20 protein-coding genes are annotated in these 20944 nt (G+C 74.0%); 10 read left to right on the top strand and 10 right to left on the bottom strand.

Annotated features, from left to right (window positions below):
* Positions 1-92: 92 nt before the first annotated feature.
* The 7 genes from ACIRG6_RS24970 (at position 93) to ACIRG6_RS24940 (ending at position 5634) form a co-directional block, all read left to right on the top strand.
* Complete coding sequence (locus tag ACIRG6_RS24970; protein WP_239769395.1) at positions 93-1094, top strand: SDR family NAD(P)-dependent oxidoreductase; 1002 nt, start codon at positions 93-95, stop codon at positions 1092-1094.
* Positions 1095-1127: 33 nt separating this feature from the next.
* Entirely contained in the window at positions 1128-1841 is a 714-nt protein-coding gene (locus ACIRG6_RS24965) for a nucleotidyltransferase family protein (RefSeq protein WP_239769394.1), read from the top strand.
* A 7-nt stretch (positions 1842-1848) separates the two neighbouring features.
* A complete protein-coding gene (locus ACIRG6_RS24960) occupies positions 1849-2775 on the top strand; it encodes an NAD-dependent epimerase/dehydratase family protein (protein WP_364680572.1) in 927 nt (308 codons plus the stop codon).
* Positions 2772-3434, top strand: a complete 663-nt coding sequence (locus ACIRG6_RS24955) for a spherulation-specific family 4 protein (RefSeq protein ID WP_364680569.1) — start codon at positions 2772-2774, stop codon at positions 3432-3434. Before ACIRG6_RS24960 ends, ACIRG6_RS24955 begins: the two co-directional genes overlap by 4 nt.
* Positions 3431-4240: an endo alpha-1,4 polygalactosaminidase gene (locus tag ACIRG6_RS24950; RefSeq protein WP_403324621.1), complete on the top strand. Its 810-nt coding sequence runs from the start codon at positions 3431-3433 to the stop codon at positions 4238-4240. The genes ACIRG6_RS24955 and ACIRG6_RS24950 overlap by 4 nt, the downstream gene beginning before the upstream one ends.
* Positions 4241-4265: 25 nt before the next feature.
* Positions 4266-4595 carry an antibiotic biosynthesis monooxygenase family protein gene (locus ACIRG6_RS24945; protein ID WP_350721509.1) on the top strand — a complete coding sequence of 110 codons (330 nt, stop codon included), beginning with the start codon at positions 4266-4268 and terminating at the stop codon, positions 4593-4595.
* Between the two features lie 304 nt (positions 4596-4899).
* A complete protein-coding gene (locus ACIRG6_RS24940) occupies positions 4900-5634 on the top strand; it encodes a dienelactone hydrolase family protein (protein ID WP_364680565.1) in 735 nt (244 codons plus the stop codon).
* 84 nt (positions 5635-5718) lie between these two features.
* On the opposite strand, the gene ACIRG6_RS24935 is transcribed toward ACIRG6_RS24940, so the two are convergent.
* The 5 genes from ACIRG6_RS24935 to ACIRG6_RS24915 all read right to left on the bottom strand — a co-directional run bounded on the left by ACIRG6_RS24935 (position 5719) and on the right by ACIRG6_RS24915 (position 12159).
* Positions 5719-9093 carry a pyruvate carboxylase gene (locus ACIRG6_RS24935; RefSeq protein ID WP_318215918.1) on the bottom strand — a complete coding sequence of 1125 codons (3375 nt, stop codon included), beginning with the start codon at positions 9091-9093 and terminating at the stop codon, positions 5719-5721.
* A gap of 117 nt (positions 9094-9210) precedes the next feature.
* On the bottom strand, positions 9211-9528 hold the full coding sequence (locus ACIRG6_RS24930) for a hypothetical protein (RefSeq protein WP_364680559.1): 318 nt from the start codon (positions 9526-9528) through the stop codon (positions 9211-9213).
* A 71-nt stretch (positions 9529-9599) separates the two neighbouring features.
* The gene (locus ACIRG6_RS24925) at positions 9600-10601 is read right to left on the bottom strand and encodes an ACP S-malonyltransferase (protein WP_403324620.1); all 1002 of its coding nucleotides are present in this window, start codon (positions 10599-10601) and stop codon (positions 9600-9602) included.
* The gene (locus tag ACIRG6_RS24920; RefSeq protein WP_403324619.1) at positions 10598-11884 is read right to left on the bottom strand and encodes a beta-ketoacyl-[acyl-carrier-protein] synthase family protein; all 1287 of its coding nucleotides are present in this window, start codon (positions 11882-11884) and stop codon (positions 10598-10600) included. Before ACIRG6_RS24920 ends, ACIRG6_RS24925 begins: the two co-directional genes overlap by 4 nt.
* Positions 11881-12159, bottom strand: a complete 279-nt coding sequence (locus tag ACIRG6_RS24915; RefSeq protein ID WP_364680552.1) for an acyl carrier protein — start codon at positions 12157-12159, stop codon at positions 11881-11883. Before ACIRG6_RS24915 ends, ACIRG6_RS24920 begins: the two co-directional genes overlap by 4 nt.
* A 465-nt stretch (positions 12160-12624) precedes the next feature.
* On the opposite strand from ACIRG6_RS24915, the gene ACIRG6_RS24910 reads away from it, so the two are divergent.
* Complete coding sequence (locus tag ACIRG6_RS24910; RefSeq protein ID WP_403324618.1) at positions 12625-13506, top strand: CAP domain-containing protein; 882 nt, start codon at positions 12625-12627, stop codon at positions 13504-13506.
* A gap of 6 nt (positions 13507-13512) precedes the next feature.
* Here ACIRG6_RS24910 and ACIRG6_RS24905 read toward each other — a convergent pair whose 3' ends face one another.
* Both ACIRG6_RS24905 and ACIRG6_RS24900 read right to left on the bottom strand, forming a co-directional pair.
* Positions 13513-14820: a sensor histidine kinase gene (locus ACIRG6_RS24905; RefSeq protein ID WP_364680546.1), complete on the bottom strand. Its 1308-nt coding sequence runs from the start codon at positions 14818-14820 to the stop codon at positions 13513-13515.
* Positions 14817-15506: a response regulator transcription factor gene (locus ACIRG6_RS24900; RefSeq protein ID WP_239769383.1), complete on the bottom strand. Its 690-nt coding sequence runs from the start codon at positions 15504-15506 to the stop codon at positions 14817-14819. Before ACIRG6_RS24900 ends, ACIRG6_RS24905 begins: the two co-directional genes overlap by 4 nt.
* A gap of 36 nt (positions 15507-15542) precedes the next feature.
* Between ACIRG6_RS24900 and ACIRG6_RS24895 the strand changes: the two genes are divergently transcribed.
* Complete coding sequence (locus ACIRG6_RS24895; protein ID WP_403324617.1) at positions 15543-16118, top strand: hypothetical protein; 576 nt, start codon at positions 15543-15545, stop codon at positions 16116-16118.
* A 66-nt stretch (positions 16119-16184) separates the two neighbouring features.
* Here the strand turns inward: ACIRG6_RS24895 and ACIRG6_RS24890 are convergent, their stop codons facing one another.
* Positions 16185-17813 (bottom strand): cellulase family glycosylhydrolase, encoded by a 1629-nt coding sequence (locus ACIRG6_RS24890; protein ID WP_403324616.1) that lies wholly within the window; start codon positions 17811-17813, stop codon positions 16185-16187.
* A gap of 218 nt (positions 17814-18031) precedes the next feature.
* Entirely contained in the window at positions 18032-19594 is a 1563-nt protein-coding gene (locus ACIRG6_RS24885) for an alpha/beta hydrolase (protein ID WP_403324615.1), read from the bottom strand.
* Between the two features lie 91 nt (positions 19595-19685).
* On the opposite strand from ACIRG6_RS24885, the gene ACIRG6_RS24880 reads away from it, so the two are divergent.
* Positions 19686-20633, top strand: a complete 948-nt coding sequence (locus ACIRG6_RS24880) for a helix-turn-helix domain-containing protein (protein WP_403324614.1) — start codon at positions 19686-19688, stop codon at positions 20631-20633.
* Between the two features lie 23 nt (positions 20634-20656).
* Here the strand turns inward: ACIRG6_RS24880 and ACIRG6_RS24875 are convergent, their stop codons facing one another.
* Positions 20657-20923: a hypothetical protein gene (locus ACIRG6_RS24875; RefSeq protein ID WP_364680529.1), complete on the bottom strand. Its 267-nt coding sequence runs from the start codon at positions 20921-20923 to the stop codon at positions 20657-20659.
* Between the last annotated feature and the right edge of the window lie 21 nt (positions 20924-20944).

The raw sequence follows: 20944 nt of genomic DNA, 5'->3' as shown, positions 1-20944 counted from the left end.
CCTCTCTGTCCCACGCCGCACCACCGCCGTGCCCCCAGGGGCTTGCCGTCCCGCCTCGCCACCGACCCACCCACCGACCGGAAGGACCCCGCGTGACCTCCACACCACTCGCCGCCGTCACCGGAGCCGAGGGATTCATCGGCTCCCACCTCACCGAGGCGCTCGTGGCCTCCGGACACCGGGTGAGGGCCATGGCGCAGTACAACTCCTTCTCCTCCTACGGCTGGCTGGAGACCCTCTCCCCCGACGTCCTCGACCAGGTCGAGATCGTCCTCGGCGACGTCCGGGACCCCGGCTCGGTCCGGCACCTGGTGGAGGGCGCCGACTGCGTGTACCACCTGGCCGCCCTCATCGCGATCCCGTACTCCTACCGGGCGCCGCACAGTTACGTGGACACCAATGTCACCGGCACCCTGAACGTGCTGGAGGCGGTCCGCGCCCAGGGCACGCCCCGGCTGGTGCACACCTCCACCAGCGAGACGTACGGCACCGCGCAGACCGTGCCGATCACGGAGGACCACCCGATCAACACCCAGTCGCCGTACGCCGCTTCGAAGGCGGGCGGGGACCGGCTGGCCGACAGCTACCACGCCAGCTTCGACACCCCGGTGGTGACGCTGCGACCCTTCAACACCTACGGTCCCCGGCAGTCCATGCGGGCGGTGATCCCCACCGTCATCGGTCAGGTGGCGGCCGGGGAGCGGACCATCACCCTCGGGGATCTGCGTCCCACCCGGGACTTCACCTTCGTCAAGGACACCGCGCAGGCGTTCCTCGCGGTGGGCACCGCGCCCGCCGAGCGGGTCGTGGGCCGGACCTTCAACGCCGGTACCGGCGGGGAGATCTCGGTCGGCGACCTGGTGGCGCTGATCGGCAAGGTGATGGACAGCGCGCTCGACGTACGGGAGGACGCCCAGCGGCTGCGGCCCGCGAACTCCGAGGTGATGCGACTGGTCGCGGACGCTCGCAGGCTGCGGGAGGCGACCGGCTGGGAACCGGCGCACGACCTGGAGCGGGGCCTCGCGCACACGGTGGAGTTCTTCCGCGACCCGGCGAACCTGGCCCGCTACAAGACCGGCATCTACAACATCTGACCACCACCGGCACGTTGACCGAGGGGGAACCTCATGCACGCAGTGATCCTGGCCGGAGGCAAGGGCGTCCGGCTGCGGCCCTACACCACCGCGCTGCCCAAGCCGCTCGTGCCCATCGGCGACCAGCACGCGATCCTCGAGATCGTCCTGCGCCAGCTCGCGTCGGCCGGGTTCACCGGCTGCACGATCGCCATAGGCCACCTCGGTGAGATCATCCGCGCCTACGTCGGCGACGGCTCCCAGTGGGGTCTGACCGTGGACTACTCCACGGAGGAGAGCCCGCTGGGCACGATGGGGCCGCTGCTGACGATGCGCGAGCGGCTGCCGGAGCACTTCCTGGTGATGAACGGCGACATCCTCACCGACCTGGACTACGCCGACGTCCTGCGCCGGCACCGCGGCTCCGGTGCCCCGCTGACGATCGCCACGTACGCCCGCAAGGTGAACATCGACTTCGGGGTGCTGACCACCGACGCCAGCAAGGTCGTCGCGTTCACCGAGAAGCCCAGCATGGACTACCGCGTCTCCATGGGCGTGTACGGGCTGTCCCGGGCGACCCTCGACGGCTACACCGCCGGACTGCCGCTCGGGTTCGACGAGTTGGTGCTGGACCTGCTGCGGGCCGACGACCCGCCGCACGCCTACGAGTTCGACGGCTACTGGCTCGACATCGGCCGTCCGGACGACTACGACCGGGCGAACGCGGAGTTCACCAGCCGCAAGTCCCTGCTTCTCAAGGGAGCCTGAGCACCGCATGCGCATCCTCGTTGTGGGCTTCACCGGCTATCTGGGCGCCCATGTCGCCGAGCGGCTCCGTGCCCTGCCGGGCACGCGGGTCCTCGGCGCCGGCCGCTCACCGGGCGCCGACGTGCCGGTCGACCTCGCCGCGGACCCGGTCGACCGGCTCGCCGAGAAGCTGGCGTCCGCGGCTCCCGACGCCGTCGTGAACTGCGCGGGCGCCACGGGCGGCGACGCGGTGACGCTCGCCGAGCTCAACGCCCGCGGCCCCGCCGTCCTGTGCGCGGCGCTGCACCGGGCGTGTCCCACGGCCCGCCTGGTCCACCTCGGTTCGGCCGCCGAGTACGGGCCGGGCGCGCCGCTCGGCAAGGTGGCGGAGTCGGCGCCCACCCGTCCCCTCACCGCCTACGGCGCCACCAAGCTGGCCGGGACGGTCACGGTCGGCACGTCCGGTCTGGACGCGGTGGTCCTGCGGGTCGGCAACCCGGTGGGGCCCGGCGCCCCGGCCACCGGCCTGCCCGGCCGGGTCACCGCCCTGCTGCGCGAGGCGGGCACGGACCCGGAAGCGGTGCTCCGGCTCGGCGACCTGTCGGCGTACCGGGACTTCGTCGACGTCCGCGATGTCGCGGGGGCGGTCGAACGGGCGGTGACCGTGCCCGGCCCGTTGCCCGGGGTACTCAACGTCGGCGGCGGGGACGCGGTGCCGGTGCGCGACCTGGTACGGACGCTGGCGGAGACCGCCGGTTTCCGGGGACGGATCGAGGAGCGGGACGCCGGGTCGGTCCGTTCCGGGCAGGTGTCCTGGCAGTGTTCCGACATCTCCGCCGCGCGGGCCGCGCTCGGCTGGGGGCCGTCGTACACGCTCGGCGAGTCCCTGTCCGCGCTGTGGTCGGCCGGCGCGCCGTCACCGTCCCTCCGCGCCGAAAGTGACGTCCCGTCGTGAGCCTGCTGATCCCGCTGTACGTCCACCCCGCCGAGGACCCGGGCGCCTGGCACCGGCTGATCACGTCGGCCGACCGCACGTACGGCGTCGTCCTCAACCCCGCGAACGGGCCGGGCGAGGCACCCGATCCGGCGTTCACCGCGGCGGCCGGGGCGCTGCGCGCGGCGGGCGCGCGTCTGCTCGGGTACGTCGACACGGACTACGGCACCCGGCCCGCGGCCGACGTCGTCGAGGACGCCCGGCGGCACCGGGAGTGGTACGCGGCCGACGGGTGCTTCCTGGACCGGGTGAGCGCGGCAAGGGGGGAACTGTCCGCCCACAAGGCGCTGGTGCGCGTCCTGCGGCGGCAGGGCGCCACGTGCGTCGTGCTGAACCCGGGGGTCCACCCGGCGCCCGGTTACGCCCGGCTCGCCGACCTGGTCGTCACCTTCGAGGGGCACTGGTCCACCTATGTGTCGGCGTTCAGCCGGCCCGACTGGACACGCCGGCACCCGCCCGAACGGTTCTGCCACCTGGTGTACGGCGTGCCCGAGGCCCTCGCCCCGCTCGCCGTGCGCACCGCCCGCGAGCGGGGCGCGGCGGTCAGCGGGCCCGTGACGGGAGAGCCGCCCAACCCGTGGGCCCGTCTGACGCCCGTCCTCACGGGGGCACGGCGATGAGGAGGGGGCCGGCCGCCCTGCTGGCCGCGCTGCTCCTCGCGGTGGTGACCGGCTGTTCGGGAGGCGGGGGCGGAGAGGACCGCGGGCCGGAGCCCACGCCCCGCCGTGAGCTGTGGCAGCCGCGCCCCGGGCTGGCCTGGCAGTGGCAGCTCGACGGCAGGGTGGATCCGTCGGCCGACGTCCCGGTCTACGACATCGACGGCTTCGAGAACAGCGCGGCGGACGTGGCCCGGCTCCACCGCGCCGGCCGCAAGGTGATCTGCTACGTCAACGTGGGCGCCTGGGAGAGCTTCCGCCCGGACAAGGAGGACTTCCCCCGGGCGGTGCTGGGCGCGCCCAACGGCTGGCAGGGCGAGCGGTGGCTCGACATCCGGCGCGTCTCCGTGCTGCGTCCGATCATGGAGCGGCGGTTCGACATGTGCCGGGACAAGGGGTTCGACGCGGTGGAGCCCGACCTGGTGGAGGGCTTCGGCAACGAGACCGGCTTCCCGCTCACCGCGCGGGACCAGCTGGCGTACAACCGCATGATCGCCAAGATCGCCCACGAGCGCGGCCTGTCCGTGGGACTCAAGAACGACCTGCCGCAGATCCCGCAACTGGTGGACGACTTCGACTTCGCGGTCAACGAGGAGTGCGCGCAGTACGGCGAGTGCGAGCGGCTCACGCCGTTCGTCGAGGCCGGCAAGGCGGTCTTCCACGTCGAGTACGCCGAGCCGACCGGCCGATTCTGCCCGCAGTCGCGCCGGCTGGGGCTGTCCTCGATGCTGAAGAAACCGGAGCTCGGGGTCTGGCGCCGGGCCTGTTGACCGCCGGGTGCGGCAGGATGGAGCCATGAGCGTAGTCAAGATCAACGTACTGACCGTGCCGGCCGATCAGCGCGAGACGCTGGAGAAGCGCTTCGCCTCGCGGGCCCACGCGGTGGAGAACTCCGACGGCTTCGAGTGGTTCGAGCTCCTGCGCCCCGTCGAGGGCACCGACACCTACCTCGTCTACACGCGGTGGCGCGACGAGGAGTCCTTCCAGGCATGGATGGAGGGCCCCATGAAGGCGGCGCACCAGGGCGGCGGCGCGCAGGGCGGCGAGCGTCCCAAGCCGGCGGCGAGCGGATCCACGCTGTGGTCGTTCGAGGTGGTGCAGCAGGCGGCTCCCAAGGGCGAGTAGCCCTCGGAAGGGGCGGGCCCAGCGCTCGACGACGTCGGCCGCCGGCCCGCCCCGCACCCGTCTCCTTCGTCAACCTCCGGGTGATGTCTGGGTGTTGGCGTCGGCGTCGGTCGGTGGACTATGTTGCAGACATGACTACCGGGACGGCATTGCGCCACACACGGATCGGTGACCCGGTGCTCCACTGAGCGCCGTACGGGCCGGCATGGGCCCGCTGTTCGATCGTGGATCCTGCGCTGCCGCGCGGGCTCCGCCTCCGTCGTGTTGATCCGAGGCTCGGCACATCAACCACGACAGGAGACTCATGCCCGTCAAGACGCTGCAGATCCCCACCGCGGACGGCCAGGCCGATGCCGTCGCCGCGTTTCCCGACGGTGGCGAGCGGCACCCAGGGGTGCTGATGTACCCGGACGGCTTCGGCATCCGGCCCGTGCTGCGGGAGATGGCCCGCGAACTGGCCGGGCACGGGTACTACGTACTCGTCCCCAACGTCTTCTACCGGCACGGCCCGGCGCCGGTGGTCGAGCTTCCCCAGTACATCGACGAGGAAGCCCGGCCCGCGGTCTTCGCCCGGCTGATGCCCCTGATCGAGGCACACACCGCCGACCGTGTCCTGCGGGACGCCGACGCCTACCTCAGGTTTCTCACCGCCCAGCCCGAGGCCGGCGCCGGACCGGTCGCGGTGACCGGCTACTGCATCGGCGGTCTCCTGGCGACGCGCACCGCCGCCGCCCACCCCGACCGGGTGGCCGCCCTCGCCGCGTTCCACGCTCCCGTGGGCGCGGACGGGCCCGACGCTCTCGCCGCCATCACCGCCCGGGTCCACTTCGGCCACGCGTCGTCCGACCTGACGCCCGAGGCACTGCGCGAGCTCAACCAGGCCCTGGACGACGCGAAGGTCGACCACACCTCCGAGATCTACCCCGGCACCGTCCACGGCTTCACCATGGCCGATACCGACGCCTTCGACCCCGCCGCCCTGCGGCTGCACTGGGACCGCCTGCTCCCCCTCCTCGCCCGCGCCCTGGCCGACGACTGAGACTCCGGCCCGGAAACCACGAGGAAACCGCGGCGGTGGCGCCCGGACCGGACCGGTCCCGGGCGCCACCGCCGTCGCCTCGGCTCAGCTCAGTTCGACGAGGAGGTCGCCGCCCTCCACCTGCTGGATGCGGTTGATGGCGAGCCTGCCGACGGTGCCGGACTTGGGTGCGGTGATGGTGGCCTCCATCTTCATCGCCTCGATGGTGGCCACGGTGGCCCCGGCCTCCACCGCGTCGCCCTCGGCGACGGCGAGGGTCACCACGCCGGCGAACGGCGCCGCGACATGGCCGGGGTCGGACCGGTCGGCCTTCTCGGTGACGGGGACGTCGGAGGCCGCCGCGCGGTCGCGGACCTGGATGGGCCGCAGCTGGCCGTTGAGCGTGGACATCACGGTGCGCATGCCGCGTTCGTCGGCGTCACCGATCGCCTGGAGCTCGATGAGCAGGCGCACTCCGGGGTCGAGGTCGACCGTGTACTCCTTGCCCGGGCGCAGCCCGTAGAAGAAGTCCTTGCTGTCCAGGACGCTGGTGTCGCCGAAGGTGCCGCGGTGGGTGTCGAACTCGCGCGCCGGGCCGGGGAACAGCAGCCGGTTGAGCGTCGCCCTGCGGTCCTTGGCCAGCCCGGTACGGTCGTCGGCGCTCAGCTCCGCCACCGGCTTGGCCTCGGCGCGGCCCCGCAGCGCCTTGCTGCGGAACGGCTCGGGCCAGCCGCCGGGCGGGGTGCCCAGCTCGCCGCGCAGGAAGCCGACGACGGAGTCGGGGATGTCGAACCGGTCGGGATCCGCCTCGAAGTCCGCCGGGGAGACACCGGCGCCCACCAGGTGCAGGGCCAGGTCGCCGACCACCTTGGAGGAGGGCGTGACCTTCACCAGGCGGCCCAGCATGCGGTCGGCGGCGGCGTACATCGCCTCGATGTCCTCGAAGCGGTCGCCGAGGCCCAGCGCGATGGCCTGGGTGCGCAGGTTGGAGAGCTGGCCGCCGGGGATCTCGTGGTGGTAGACGCGGCCGGTCGGGGAGGCGAGGCCCGCCTCGAAGGGTGCGTAGACCTTGCGGACGCTCTCCCAGTACGGCTCCAGGTCGCCGACGGCCTGGAGGTCGAGGCCGGTGGGCCGCTCGGTGTGGTCGGTGGCGGCGACGATCGCCGACAGCGACGGCTGCGAGGTGGTGCCCGCCATGGACGCCACCGCCCCGTCGACCGCGTCCGCGCCGGCCTGGATCGCGGCGAGATAGGTGGCGAGCTGGCCGCCGGTGGTGTCGTGGGTGTGCAGGTGCACCGGCAGGTCGAACTCGCGGCGCAGCGCGGAGACGAGGGTCGCGGCGGCCGGGGCGCGCAGCAGACCGGCCATGTCCTTGACGGCCAGCACGTGGGCGCCCGCGTTCACGATCTTCTCGGCGAGCCGCAGGTAGTAGTCGAGGGTGTAGAGCCGCTCGGACGGGTCGGACAGGTCGGCGGTGTAGCACAGGGCCACCTCCGCGATCGACGTGCCGGTCTCGCGTACGGCCTCGATGGCCGGGCGCATCTGGTCGACGTCGTTGAGGGCGTCGAAGATGCGGAAGACGTCGATGCCGGTGGCCGCGGCCTCCTGCACGAAGGCGTCGGTGACCTCGGTCGGGTACGGGGTGTAGCCCACGGTGTTGCGGCCGCGCAGCAGCATCTGGAGGCAGATGTTGGGCACGGCCTCGCGCAGGGCGGCCAGCCGCTCCCACGGGTCCTCGGCGAGGAAGCGCAGCGCGACGTCGTAGGTGGCGCCGCCCCAGCACTCCAGGGACAGCAGCCCGGGCAGGGTGCGGGCGACCACGGGGGCGACGGCGAGCATGTCCTTCGTGCGGACCCGGGTGGCGAGCAGCGACTGGTGGGCGTCGCGGAACGTGGTGTCGGTGACGCCGATGGTGGGTGACTCGCGCAGCCAGCGGGCGAAACCCTCGGGGCCGAGCTCGGCGAGCCGCTGCCGGGAACCTGCCGGGGGTTCACCGGCGGGCAGCGGCGGCAGCTTGGTCAGCGGGTCGGCCAGTTCGGGGCGTTCGCCGTGCGGCTTGTTGACCGTGACGTCGGCGAGGTAGGTCAGCAGCTTCGTGCCGCGGTCGGCGGAGTGCCGGGCGGTGAGCAGGTGCGGGCGCTGCTCGATGAACGACGTGGTGACCTGCCCGGCCTGGAAGTCCGGGTCGTCGAGCACCGCCTGGAGGAACGGGATGTTGGTGGCGACGCCGCGGATGCGGAACTCGGCCACGGCACGCCGGGCGCGGTTCACGGCGGTGGCGAAGTCCCGGCCCCGGCAGGAGAGCTTGACCAGCATCGAGTCGAAGTGCGCGCTGATCTCCGTACCGGCGTGGGTGGTGCCGCCGTCGAGGCGGATGCCCGAGCCGCCGGGCGAACGGTAGGCGCTGATGGTGCCGGTGTCCGGGCGGAAGCCGTTGGCCGGGTCCTCGGTGGTGATGCGGCACTGGAGGGCGGCGCCGCGCAGGGTGATGTTCTCCTGGGCGAGTCCGAGGTCGGCCAGGGTCTCACCGGCGGCGATGCGCAGCTGGGACTGCACGAGGTCGACGTCGGTGACCTCCTCGGTGACCGTGTGCTCGACCTGGATGCGCGGGTTCATCTCGATGAAGACGTGGTTGCCGTCACGGTCGACGAGGAACTCCACGGTGCCGGCGTTGCGGTAGCCGATCTGCCGGGCGAAGTTCACGGCGTCGGCGCAGATCCGCTCGCGCAGCTCCGGGTCGAGGTTGGGGGCGGGCGCCAGCTCGATCACCTTCTGGTGGCGGCGCTGCACCGAGCAGTCCCGCTCGAAGAGGTGGATGACGCCGCCCTGTCCGTCGGCGAGGATCTGCACCTCGATGTGGCGGGGTTCGACGACCGCCTTCTCCAGGAAGACCGTGGAGTCGCCGAAGGCGGACGCGGCCTCGCGGGACGCCGCCTCGATGGCCTCGCGCAGCTGGGCGGGTTCCTCGACCCGGCGCATGCCGCGTCCGCCGCCGCCCGCGACGGCCTTGACGAACACGGGGAAGCCGACGTCGTCGGCGGCGCGGACGAGTTCGTCGACGTCGGTGGAGGGGGCGGAGGATCCCAGGACGGGCACGCCGGCCTCGCGGGCGGCGGCCACGGCGCGGGCCTTGTTGCCGGTCAGTTCGAGGATCTGCGCGCTCGGTCCGACGAACGTGATGCCGGCCTCTTCGCAGGCGCGGGCCAGTTCCGGGTTCTCGGAGAGGAATCCGTAGCCCGGATAGACGGCGTCGGCTCCCGCACGGCGGGCCGCGCGGACGATCTCCTCCACGGAGAGGTACGCGCGCACCGGGTGCCCCGGCTCCCCGATCTCGTAGGCCTCGTCGGCCTTCAGCCGGTGCAGCGAGTTGCGGTCCTCGTGCGGGAAGACGGCGACCGTGCGCGCGCCGAGCTCGTAGCCCGCACGGAACGCGCGGATCGCGATCTCACCGCGGTTGGCGACCAGCACCTTGCGGAACATTCTTGATCCCTTCAGCCTGCCGGGTGACGAGACCATGGTGTCGGCGCCGCCTCCGGTACGCCATGTGAGCCGGGCCACTCAACGGCCCGGCCACGGCCGTGTGCCGTCGCGGTCGTGTCAGACGTCGGAGTCGATGCCGGTCACCGCCGAGGGCCCGAGCGGCGCGCTGCTCCCGTCCAGGCCGGCCGCGCGCAGGGCGGAGTCCGCGACCTCCCTGGCGCGGCCCTCCGCGTGGGCGGCGGTGTCCGCCTCGACGGTGAGGCGGATGGTGAAGGTGCCGTCGTCGTTGACCGAGAGGGCGTCGAGGTCCTCCTCGTCCCCCAGGTTGGTGCGGTGCGGATCGGCGGGGCGCAGTGCGCGGGCCAGCTCGTCCTTGGTGGCGTCCGGGACCGCGCCGGTGAACGTTCCCGGCACCGAGATGACGTACGTCGTCATGGCACTCCTCCTCAGGATCCCCTCCGCCTACCCCGAAACCGCCCACGGGATCCGGCCGAAGAACGACGCCGTCACGGCAGCACGGCGGCGAGACGGTGGCGCAGACGCTCGACGCCGGCCGGGGTGCGGGAGGGGGCGGCGGTGACGCAGCCCGGCAGAACCGACCGGGCCAGGGTGCTCAGCAGGGCCCGGGGGCCGCTGTCGAGGTAGGTGGTGAAGCCCGCCCGGGACAGCGTGCGCAGGGTGCGGTGGAAGGCCATGGGTTCAGTGAGGTGGGCGGCCGCCGCGGTGCGAAGGCCGGCGGGAGTGCGGACGGGGCGGTCCGTGGTGGCCGTGTACACGGCGAGCGCGGGCGGTGCGACGGGCTGTGTCCGCAGGAGACGGAGGAAGGCCCGGTGGACTTCGGTGAGCAGGGGGTGGTGATAGGCGGTCCGGCTGGTCAGCGGGGTGGCGCGGTGGCCGAGTGCCCGGGCCGTGTGCCGTACGGCGGCCAACTGGTCGTCGGGCCCGGCCAGGACCGTCTGGGCGGGCGCGTTGCGGGCGGCGATCCGTAGCTGCGCCAGGCCCTCGGTGCGCAGCAGTTGCGCCGCCCGGTCGGCGGTCATGTCGGTGGCCAGCAGGCCCGCCGCCGGCAGCGCGGCCTCCCGCAGCAGCCGGTCGCGGAGGTGCAGCAGCCGGACGCCGTGTTCCGGGGTGATCACCCCGGAAACGGTGAGTGCCGCGAGGTCGCCCACGCTGTGGCCGAGCACCGCGTGGACGGGCGGGGTCGCGAGGTCGAGCAGGACGGTCGCGGAGGCGACCACCGCGGCGTACGTGGCCAGGTCGAAGGCCAGGGGATCGGCGAGCAGGAGCTGCTCGGGGTCGGGCGCCCCGGCGTCCGTGAGGAGACGGCCGACGGGTGGCCCGGTGCCGCCGAGCGCCCTGCTGTGTGCGTCCACCCTCCGGAGGACCCCTGCGACGGACGGGACGTCGCGCAGGTGGCGCAGCGCGCCCGGGAGATAGGCACCCTGGCCGGGACACATCAGCACGGTGCGCGGTGTGCCGCCGGTGGAGGCCGCGGCGCCGTGCTTCATGAGGCGTCGGCGAAGGCGAGCGCGACGTTGTGCCCGCCGAAGCCCATGCTCGTGGTGACGGCCGCGAGAGGCCCCGAGGGCAGAGGCGCGGGGCTGCGGCCCACCACGTTGAGGCCGATCTCGGGGTCCACGCGTTCGAGACTGCACGCCGGCGGTGCGGTCCGGTCGCGCAGGGCGAGCACGGTGAGGACGGCCTCGATGGCGCCGGCCGCGCCCAGTGTGTGCCCCAGGGCGGCCTTGGTGGCGCTGACCGCCACGTCGTCCAGGCCGTTGGTGAAGACCTGGTGCAGGGCCTGGGCCTCGCCGAGGTCGCCGAGCGGTGTCGAGGTGGCGTGGGCGTTGATGTGCCGGACCTGTTCCGGACGGAGACCGGCGTCGCGCAGGGCCGCGTCGACGGCGGCCGCGCAGCCCGTCCCGCCGGGCGCGGGCTGGGCGACGTGATGGCTGTCGTTGGTGATGCCCGCGCCGGTCAGCCGGCCATGGACGCGGGCGCCGCGGGCGGCGGCGTGCGCGGCGCTCTCGACGACGAGCATGCCGGCGCCCTCGCCCATCACGAAGCCGTCCCGGTCGGCGTCGAAGGGCCTGGACGCGCTCTTGGGGTCGTCCAGGCGCCGGGAGAGGGCTCGCAGCCGCGCGAAGCCGGCCAGGGCGAGCGGATGCAGCGCGGCCTCGGCACCGCCCGCGACCACGATGTCGGCGCGGCCGTCCCGGATGATGCCGAGGGCCTGGGACAGTGCCTCGGCGCCGGAGGCACAGGCACTGACGGGGGTGTGCACCCCGGCCTTGGCGCCCACCATCAGCCCCACCTCGGCGGCCGGGTGGTTGGGCAGCATGACCGGAATGGCGCGCGGGCTCACCCGCCCGGCGCCCCGGGTCCGCAGGCGGTGGTCCTGCTCCAGGATGCTGGTGAGCCCGCCCAGCCCGACCCCGACGACCACGGCGACCCGCGAGCCGCTCGCGGCGAGGGCCGACGCGTCCGCGAACCCGGCGTCGCGCACGGCCTCCTGGGCGGCGACGAGGGCGAACTGCGCCGAGCGGTCGCAGTGCGCCGCCTTGGCGGACGGCAGGACCGTGCCGGGCTCGACCGCCGCCCGGGCCGCGAGGTAGGTCTGCGCGGGGCCGTCCGGCGCCTCGAAGTCGAGGCGCTCGATGCCGCACACGCAGTCCAGCAGGGCCCGCCAGGTGGAGGGGACGTCACCGCCCAGCGCGGTCGTCAGGCCCAGCCCGGTGACGACGGCGGCCCGCTCCTCGGCAGGCGGGCCGGCCGCGTGTCGTGGGCTCACGCGGTCCCGCCCGCGGGAGCGGCGACGGCTTCGGCGAGGTGGGCGGCGATCTGCCGGACCGTCGTGAGCTGTTCCGCCCGCTCCTGGGGTACCTCGATCTGCCAGCGGTCCTCGATCGCGGCGACCAGCTCCAGCATGGCCAGCGAGTCGACGCCCAGGTCGTCCTTGAGGCAGGAGTCCGGTCCGACTTCCTCCACGGACAGGTCATCGACGGTCGCGGCCAGCAGTTCCCGCAGTTCGTCGAGCAGCTTTCGTTCGTCAGCGGTGGACGGCATGTCCCTTCCTCCTTCTGGTCCGTGCGCGGCGCCCCCGGAGGCGGTGGGCGGGAGGTCCCTGCCTGCCCGGGGTGCGCCGGCGGTGTACCGGCGACCTGCCGGCTGCACGCCGACAGGCTGTCCGGCGGCCCGGCACACCAAGCGCCCCGTACGGGTGGGCGGCGGGGCATCAGGAGCACGCGAGGGGCTTCCGCGGGCCCCCGCGTCCTCTCTTCACGTTGAAGCGCCCCGCGGCGGACCGAGGGTGACGGGCGGCGAGCGCGTAACGCGCCGGAGGCGGCGCCGCCGCTTTCCTCAGCGCACTTTGGCGGCTGTCTTAAGGCTTCTTGAAGATGGCCTTCGAACAGCCGTTTCCGCGCCGACCGGGTCCTAGGCTCTCGGACACCCCCCACAGTCCCGGTGGGCGCGATCGCGTCCACCGGGTACGGGGCCGAGCCAGCCGACCGACAGACCGAGGTGTCCTGCATGGGTTCCCGCCGAGCCGCTCGACCGTCCCGTTCCCACGCCCGCCCCCGCCGCGGACTGAGGACGCGCGGCACCGTGCTGGTGCTCGGCGTCGCCGTCACGGCGGGCGTCGGGATCACGCTGGCCGTCTCCGGCGGCGAGGACGGCGCTCCCGCGGACCGGGTCACGACGAGTGCCGCCGGTGAGCACCCCAACGCCGAGGTGGTGGCGGGAGGTGCGGCGGCGCCGGTCTCCCCGTCGGCGAGCCCGAGTGTCCCGGCGAGCGCCTCGCCCCGGGTGAGCGCGAAGCCAAGCGCCTCGCCGTCGAGGACGGCGAGCCCGTCCGCCCGGCAGGCCGAGAAGACCCGGCCCGCGTCCACGGCTCCCGCGAGGACGACGGTGAAGAGCGGCTCGGACCGGTCCCCGGCGGGTGGCGGCGGCACGGGTTCCGGCAGCGGATCGGACTCCGGCTCGGGTTCGGGTTCGGGTTCGGCAGCGGGTTCGGGTTCCGGCGGGGCGAGCGGGGCCGAGGCGCAGGTCCTCGCGCTCGTCAACAAGGAGCGGGCCTCGGCCGGCTGCTCGCCGGTCGCGGCGAACGACCGGCTGACCCGGGCCGCCGACGACTACAGCGACGTCATGGCCGCGAGCGGTGTCATGTCCCACACGGGTCCGGACGGCTCCACGATGACGAGCCGCGTCGAAGCCGCCGGCTACGAGTGGTCGACGCTGGGCGAGAACATAGCCCGCGGGCAGTCCGACGCCGCCTCGGTGATGGAGTCCTGGATGAACAGCCCCGGGCACCGGGCGAACATACTCAACTGCTCCTTCGAGGAGCTGGGCGTCGGCGTGCACTTCGGCGACGGCGGCCCCTGGTGGACGCAGGACTTCGGCGCGAGCCGCTGACGCCGGTCAGCGTCCCCCGTCGGCGAGGACGAAGGACACCCGCACCCTGGCGCCGCCCAGCGGTGCGCGGGTGATCGTCAGCTCGCCGTCCGCCGCGCGGGCCGCCCGGGCCACGATGTCCAGGCCCAGTCCGGTGGAACCGCCCACGCTGACGCCCCGGGTGAGCGCGGCCTCGGGATCCGCGACGCCCGGACCCGCGTCGTCCACGGTGAGGACCACGTACGGGTCGGCACGTTCCACACGGACGGCGAAGCCGGTGCCCTCGGGGGTGTGCCGGAAGACGTTGCCGATCAGGGCGTCGACGACGGCCGCCAGGTCGTCCTCGGGGAAGGCGACCGGCGTGGGGCGAGGAGTGAGGGAACGCTCGTAGGGGCGGCCCTGCTGGGTGGCGAGGACCGACCAGAAGTCCAGGCGCATGGCGACCACCTCGGCCGCGTCGCACGGTTTCGCCGTGCCGGTGCCGCCGCCGGGCTGCGCGGCGGCCAGGGGCGTACGGGCGGCGGCGATGATCGAGTCGAGTTCGGTCTCCAGCTGGCCGGCCGCCTCGGTGACCCGGCGGGCGCTCGGCGTCGCGCCCATCCGGTCGGCCTCCAGATAGAGGGCGGTCAGCGGGGTGCGCAGCCGGTGGGAGAGGTCGGCGACCAGTTCGCGTTCGACCGCGAGCAGGTCGACGACCCGGTCGGCCATGGTGTTGAACGCCACACCGGCCTCCTGCAGCTCGGGCGGGCCGTCCGGTTCCACGCGTACGTCGAGGTCGCCGGAGCCGAGAGCCAGCGAGGCCCGCTTCAGGCTCCGGGAGGACCGGACGACGCGGGCGCCGAGACGGTCGGCGACCACCACCGAACCGCCGACCAGACCGAGCGCGAGCAGGGCCATCACGCCCCACGAGGCGGCCACCCCGCGGGTGAGGTCCGCCGCCGGGACGTAGGCCTCGACGACGGCGACCCGGTCACCGCGCAGAACGACGGGCTGGAGGTAGACCCAGCCGTCGGCGGTGTCCACGGCGAGCGTCTCGCGGCCGCGCACGGCCCGGTCGAGCGCGGCCTCGGGCGCGTGCGGGGTGCCGACGAAACCGCCGTCGGGCAGCCGCACCACCAGCTGGTCGGAGGAGTCCAGCTCGGTGACGGCCTGCTGCACGTCGGCGCGCCGGGTGGTGAGGGCGAGCACCGGTGAGAGGGCGGCGGCCCGCTGCTCGGCCGCCGTGGTGACGCGGTCGCGGGCCTGCTCGCGGACGAGGAGGGCGAGCGGGACGAGGAACGACAGGGCCACCATCGAGGTGACGGCGAGGGCGATCCCGGCGAGGGCACGTCTCATGGCGAGCTGACCAGCTTGATGCCGATGCCGCGGACGGTCTGCAGGTAGCGGGGCTTGCGCGCCTTCTCGCCCATCTTGCGGCGGAGCGCGGAGAGGTGGACGTCGACCGTCTGGTCCTCCAGATACGGCTGCTGCCACACCTCGGTGAGGATCCGCTGCCTCGATATGACCTGGTCGGCGTGGGCGGCCAGATAGGCGAGCAGGTCGAACTCGCGGCGGGTCAGGGCCAGTTCGCGATCGGCGAGATGAGCGGTGCGGGCGGTGGGGTCGATGCGCAGGTCGGCGACCCGCAGGACCGGCGGCTGCGCGGCGCGGGTGTCGGCGGGCGCGGACCGGCGCAGCACGGCGGCGAGGCGGGCCGCGAGCTGGCCGCCCGAGAACGGCTTGACCATGTAATCGTCGGCACCGGCGTTGAGCAGCCGGATGATCTCCGTCTCGTCGTCCCGCGCGGTCGCGACCAGCACCGGAAGACGGGAGATGCCCCGGATCATGCGGAGCACGTCGAGCCCGTCGAGATCGGGCAGCCCCAGGTCGAGCACCACGATGTCCGGCGGGCTCCGGGTGATCTCACGCAGCGCCTCGAAACCCTGGTGAGCGGTCTTGACCGCGTAGCCGTGTCCGGTCAGGACCTCGATCAGCGCGGCCCGGATCACGGGGTCGTCCTCGACGACAAGTACACAGGCCATGGGCAGGCACGTTAGCCGGTCCGTCACTATGGTGTCGTGTCCCGCCTCCTGCGCTACCTGATCATCTGGCTGTCGTGCACGGCCGCCAGCATCACGGCCGTCATCCTCACGATCCACTTCGTGGTGGGCTCGACCCGGCCCACCGCGCCGGTCGCGCAGTCGGCGCCGCAGGAGCTCCCGGTGTCGCCGCGGCCCGCGCCGTCGCCCAGCGTGAAGCCTTCCTCCCCCAGTCCTTCGCCCACCAGCGAGAAGCCCCGTCCCACGCCGTCCCGTACCCGTGAGACGCCGCGCGAGCCGAGCCCGGCACCAGCGACGCCGACCGTCCGCGCCACCACCCGGCAGCCTCCTGCGGGCGGGGGTGAGCGGGGGTGCGAGGAGGGCGGTTCGGGTGTCTACACGGTGCCGTCGGAGGGCGGCAGGGCGACCGTGCGGTTCGGCGGCGGCGGGGTGTGCCTGGTGTCGGCGGTGCCGGAGCAGGGCTTCACGGTGAGTACGAGCCAGAGCGCGGCCCAGACGCTGACGGTGACCTTCTCGGCGAGCCGCCACCGGTCGGAGATCACCGCGACGACCGAGCCGCGCAGCCAGGCCAGTGTGCGCGAGGTCTCGTTCTGACGCCCCGCGCGCGTTGGTGCCGGCCGCCCGGAGGGTGGCCTCCGGACGGCCGGCGGGCGGGTCCGGTCAGGTGGTGGCGCAGGCCGCGCCGTTCAGGCTGAACGCGGTCGGGGAGGTGTTCGTGGCGCCCTTCCCGGCGGTGAACCCGAGGGTGACCGAGCCGCCGGCGGGGACGGTGGAGGTGTAGGAGGCGGGGGCGACGCTCACCGCGCCGGCGTGCTGGGTGGGGGTGCCTCCCCACATGTTCGTGATGGTCTGGCCGTCGGCGAAGGCGAAGGCGAGCGTCCAGGTGCCGAGGGCTGTGGCACCGGTGTTGCGGACGGTGATCTCGCCCTGGAAGCCGCCCGGCCACTCACCCACGACGCGGTAGCCGACCGAGCAGGCGGCGGCGCCCTTGCCGGTCGTGACACTCACCGCCGCCGAGCGGGCCGAGCGGTTGCCCGCCGCGTCACGGGCGCGGACGACGAAGGAGTAGGCGGTGCCCGGCGTGAGGCCGGTCACGGTGGCGCGGGGCGTGGTGCTCGTGGCGACCGTCGTCTCGGTGCCGCCGTCGACGCGGACGACGTCGTAGCCGGTGACGCCCACGTCGTCGGTGGCCGCGCTCCAGGCGAGGGTGACCGACGTGTCCGTGACCGCGGACGGGACCGGGGTGCCGGGGGCGGTGGGGGCCTGGGTGTCCTCCGGGGCGCCGTCGCTGTAGACGGTGGCTTCCTTCGCGGTTTCCGCGATGCCGTCGGCGCCGTGGAAGACGCGCTCGCCCCAGGCGCTGAGACGGCCGGGGTCGAAGTCGATCGCGAGGTCGAGGACCGGGTCGGTGTTGCCGCTCCAGGACCAGGCGAGGTATCCGAGGTCCAGCCGCTCGGCGGTGGCCATCATGGTGTCCTCGTCGGGGTCGCCGTACTGGTCGGCGGGGCCCCCGAACTCGCCGATGAGGAGGGGCAGTCCGGCGTCGGCGAAGGCGTGCAGGTAGTCGGTGATCTCCTGGGCGGTGTCGAAGACGCTGTACATGTGGATGGAGAAGATCAGGTTGCCGGTGGGGTCGGCGTCCAGGACCGTCCGGGCGTTGTCCCGCATGACGCCTTGCCAGTCCTGCCCCCAGTTGGGGGCGTCCACCATGATCGTGTGCTGGAGACCGGCGGCGCGCAGCTTCTTGACGGCGGCGATCGTGGGCGCGGTCCAGCCGGCCGGATCGGTGTTGCCCCAGGGCTCGTTGCCGATGTTGACGATGACGTGGCCCTCCTCGCCGGCGAGCACGTCCTTCAGGCCGATCCAGTAGTCGGCTGCGTGGTCGAGCGTGCCGGCCGCCGCGTCCTCGCCGTAGCCGGTGGTGTCGTGCACCTCCAGGACGCAGATCAGCCGGTTGGCCTTGCACTGGCCGATGACGGCCGCCACGTCCGCGGGGCCGTTCTCGCTCCAGCGGTGGCCGTCGGACAGGACGACCCGGACGGTGTTGGCGCCGAGCGCCTTGATGTCGGCCGGCGACCGGGTCTCGCCCGGGTACCAGGTGTGGGCGTGGTTGACCCCGCGCATGACGAAGTCGTTGCCGTTGGCCTCGAGCAGCCGGCCGTTGCTGATGTGCAGTCCGGCGGCCACGGCGGGGGCGGGCGGCTGGGCGGCCTGCGCGGCGGCGGGGCACAGAGCACCGACGACGGCGATGCCGACCAGTGCCGCCAGGGCCGCCCAGAGGCGGGGCATGGGATTACTTCGGATGGCGGCTCTGGTTCTTCGCACGGCGACTCCAAGGCGTGAGGGATGGGCGAGCGGCGAATGGGAGCGCTCCCATGAACGCATCGCGTCGCGTACACGTCAAGATGGTCGACGTGCCGCGCTCCGTCGGTTCCTCCGTCCGCGGGACGGGCCACGGACTCGCGGACCGGAGTAGTTGCCGGTCCGCGGGGCCGTGGCACGGCGCTTCACCGCCGCAGGTGCTTCAGCACCGCGCGCATCGCCCGGCGCACCGCGTCGCGCGACTCGTCGGTCACGTCGCGGGTCTCGAAGCCGTGGTGGCCGTGCGGTACGTCGACCACCTCGACGCCGGTCCCGCACTCCTCGGCCGCGGCCAGGAACTCCTCGACACCGGCGGCGATCTCGGGCATCTCCAGGCCCACCCGGGTGAGGACCACGGGCAGGTCGCCGGCCTTCGCCACCGCGCGCACCGGGTGGAACCGGGTGCCGGACATCCCCCAGTTCGGCAGGGGCGCCAGGACCGGATAGGTGGCCGCCAGGCAGCGCAGCCACGGCGGAGGCGCGCCCAGCCAGTCGGCGGTGATCGGCCCGCCGCCCGAGAAGAACCACAGCGCGAGGCGGTCCGCGTCCACCCGGGGGTCGGTCCGGATCCGCTCCACCGCGTCGGCCACGTCCGCGGCGGCCCGCCCGTAGTCGGCGAGGTCGTGCAGCCGGTGGGCGACGACCGCGCCCACCACGCCGTTTCCGGCCGCGTACCGGGCGTATCCGGTCAGCGTCGGCCAGTCCCTCGGCTCCGGCCGGGCGTCGGCCGGTACCGGGCCGCCGTGCACGAACACCACCGCCGGTCGCGGGCCGTCGGCGGCGTCGTCGGCGTCGTCGGCGTCGGGCAGATAGAGGTCGACGTTCTCCGTCCGCTCTCGCGGGAGTCCGGGCACGTCCAGCAGGAACGGCATCATCTGGGCGGGCGGTTCTGCCGGATCGGCCGGCTCCAGCCGGTGTCCCTCGCCGGCGGCGGCCCGCAGCAGGACATCCGCCAGATCGGCGGGGCAGGACAGCATCGGCCAGTGTCCGGTGGGGAGTTCGAAGAAGGACACCCGAGGGTCGACGAGGGCGCGCAGAGCGGGGTCGCCGAATCCGACCAGCATCTGGACCATCTCGATGCTCGATCCGTTGGCGGTGCACAGCACGCCGGTGGTGGGCACCCCGGCCACCGCGCCGGTCAGCCGGAGCGGCTGGAGCAGGGTGCCGAGCGGCTGCGGGGCGGCGAGGGCGGTGAGCCGGTCCAGCGCGGCGTCGGCGAGGCCCGCCGTGCTGCCCCAGCGCTGCCATTCGTCGTGGGCCGGGGGCGGCAGCTCACCTTCGGTGCCCGCTCCCCCGCCGGCCCCGGCACGCTCGGCCAGCCGCTCGCGCACCGACTGGTCGGGGACGGCGGCCAGGGCCGGGACGCCGTCGCGCGGCATCGCCGAGTCGAGGTACACGATGCGGCCGATCCGCTCCGCCCGCCGGTCGGCGGCGCCGAGTGCGGGGTGGATGCCGTAGTCGTGGCCGACCAGCACGATCTGCCCGCCGTCCTCCGGGCCGGCCTGCGCGCCGACCGCGTCGATCGCCGCGAGCACGTCCGCGATGTGTGTCTCCAGGTCGGTGCCGGCCGGCGCGGTGCCGCGCGGCCCGTCGAGCCCGGTGAGGGCCACCGGGTACGCCTCGGCGCCCGCGGCGGCCAGGCGCGCCGCGGTGTTCTCCCACACGTGTGTGCCGGTGAACATGCCCGGCACCAGGATGAACGCGGTCATGGTCTCTCCTCCGTACGCGAGGGCGCGGACCGGTCCGGTCGCCCGTCCGCGCTCGCCGGTACGGTAGGAACTCCCCCTGAGGGAGGTTCAAGTGTTCCTGTCGCGCGACGGGTTGTGCGGGATCGGCGAACTCGCCGAGCGGGCGGGCGTCACCGTCAAGACCGTGCGCTTCTATTCCGACCGCGGTCTGCTGCCGGAGGCCTCCCGCAGCGCCGGCGGGCACCGTCGGTACGGCCCGGAGGCGCTCGGCCGGCTGCGTCTGATCCGTTCCCTGCGTGCCCTCGGGCTGGCGGTGTCCGAGGTGCGCCGCGTGCTCGACGAGGAGGACGGGGTGAGCGGCGTGCTGGAGGACGCCGTCGCCGGGCGGCTGCGGGAAGTCGGCTCCGAGCTCAAGGCGTTGCGCTGGCGGGAGGCGGCGCTGCGGCTGGTGCAGGAGTGTCCGCCCGGGGAGCGGGCGGACCGGCTGCGGCTGGTCGGCACGGTGGCCACCCCGCCGAGCACGGCGCCGCTGGTCCGGTTCTGGCGCGGCTGGCTGCCGCCGCGGATGCCGGCGCGCTCGACCGCCGCTTTCCTGGAGGTGGCGGTGCCCCGGCCGCCCGACGACCCGGCCCCCGCCCAGGTCCTCGCCTTCGCCCGGCTCAACGCCCTCACGCTCGCCCCGTGCCCGGGCACCGGGCGGCCGCAGCCCGAGGCGCACCGGGCCGCCGGGGCGCGCGGTGCCGCGGTGCTGTACGCGGGGCTGGCCGAGGCGTACGAGCTGGCGGGTGGGCGGTTGCGCCGGGGCGTGGACCCGCATGCGGGTGACGCCCTGGACTGCTTCGTGAGCGCCTACACGAGCGCCTACGGCGTCCGCGACACTCCGGATTTCCGCCGGCTGCTGGTCCGGCAGCTCGCGGCCGATCCGCGGATCGACCGCTACTGGGAGCTGGTGGCCGAGGTGAGCACCCCGCCGGGCGCCCGGCCGGAGCCGACGCCCGGTGCGGCGCACGACTGGCTGTTCGCCGCGCTGGAGGCGCAGGCGGCGACCACGGCGGCCTGAGCCGGCTGCCCGGGCGGGTCCGGTCAGGGCACGTCGCCCCGCCAGTCGAAGCGACGGGTGTCGCCGGGCCTCGGCCCGTAGACGGACCGGCCGCCCGGGCCGTAGCGGCCTATCTCCGTCGCCAGTGTCACGCCCCGGCCGCGTTCGTCCTCGGCGAGGTCCGTGACGTCCAGCAACAGGCCGTCCAGCGGGCCGCCGACCAGGTGCGCGTACGCGCGTCCCGCCCGCGGCCCGGGGTTGTCGTGGTCGGCGCCGTAGACCCGGCCTCGCATGAACTCCACCTCATCCATGCCAGGCAGCCTCGCATCCGC

This window comes from Streptomyces flaveolus (genome assembly GCF_044765825.1).
In the GTDB taxonomy this organism is placed as follows: domain Bacteria; phylum Actinomycetota; class Actinomycetes; order Streptomycetales; family Streptomycetaceae; genus Streptomyces; species Streptomyces flaveolus.
Note: the sequence above shows the minus strand (reverse complement) of the source record. Positions and strands in the feature narration are given on the sequence as shown.

What these genes read in the sequence shown, in the direction of transcription:
- ACIRG6_RS24965 (WP_239769394.1), top strand. Translation starts at nt 1,128, where the DNA reads ATGCACGCAGTGATCCTGGCCGGAGGCAAGGGCGTCCGGCTGCGGCCC.
- ACIRG6_RS24960 (WP_364680572.1), top strand. Translation starts at nt 1,849, where the DNA reads ATGCGCATCCTCGTTGTGGGCTTCACCGGCTATCTGGGCGCCCATGTC.
- ACIRG6_RS24950 (WP_403324621.1), top strand. Translation starts at nt 3,431, where the DNA reads ATGAGGAGGGGGCCGGCCGCCCTGCTGGCCGCGCTGCTCCTCGCGGTG.
- ACIRG6_RS24945 (WP_350721509.1), top strand. Translation starts at nt 4,266, where the DNA reads ATGAGCGTAGTCAAGATCAACGTACTGACCGTGCCGGCCGATCAGCGC.
- ACIRG6_RS24940 (WP_364680565.1), top strand. Translation starts at nt 4,900, where the DNA reads ATGCCCGTCAAGACGCTGCAGATCCCCACCGCGGACGGCCAGGCCGAT.
- ACIRG6_RS24935 (WP_318215918.1), bottom strand. Translation starts at nt 9,093, where the DNA reads ATGTTCCGCAAGGTGCTGGTCGCCAACCGCGGTGAGATCGCGATCCGC.
- ACIRG6_RS24930 (WP_364680559.1), bottom strand. Translation starts at nt 9,528, where the DNA reads ATGACGACGTACGTCATCTCGGTGCCGGGAACGTTCACCGGCGCGGTC.
- ACIRG6_RS24925 (WP_403324620.1), bottom strand. Translation starts at nt 10,601, where the DNA reads ATGAAGCACGGCGCCGCGGCCTCCACCGGCGGCACACCGCGCACCGTG.
- ACIRG6_RS24915 (WP_364680552.1), bottom strand. Translation starts at nt 12,159, where the DNA reads ATGCCGTCCACCGCTGACGAACGAAAGCTGCTCGACGAACTGCGGGAA.
- ACIRG6_RS24910 (WP_403324618.1), top strand. Translation starts at nt 12,625, where the DNA reads ATGGGTTCCCGCCGAGCCGCTCGACCGTCCCGTTCCCACGCCCGCCCC.
- ACIRG6_RS24905 (WP_364680546.1), bottom strand. Translation starts at nt 14,820, where the DNA reads ATGAGACGTGCCCTCGCCGGGATCGCCCTCGCCGTCACCTCGATGGTG.
- ACIRG6_RS24900 (WP_239769383.1), bottom strand. Translation starts at nt 15,506, where the DNA reads ATGGCCTGTGTACTTGTCGTCGAGGACGACCCCGTGATCCGGGCCGCG.
- ACIRG6_RS24890 (WP_403324616.1), bottom strand. Translation starts at nt 17,813, where the DNA reads ATGCCCCGCCTCTGGGCGGCCCTGGCGGCACTGGTCGGCATCGCCGTC.
- ACIRG6_RS24885 (WP_403324615.1), bottom strand. Translation starts at nt 19,594, where the DNA reads ATGACCGCGTTCATCCTGGTGCCGGGCATGTTCACCGGCACACACGTG.
- ACIRG6_RS24875 (WP_364680529.1), bottom strand. Translation starts at nt 20,923, where the DNA reads ATGGATGAGGTGGAGTTCATGCGAGGCCGGGTCTACGGCGCCGACCAC.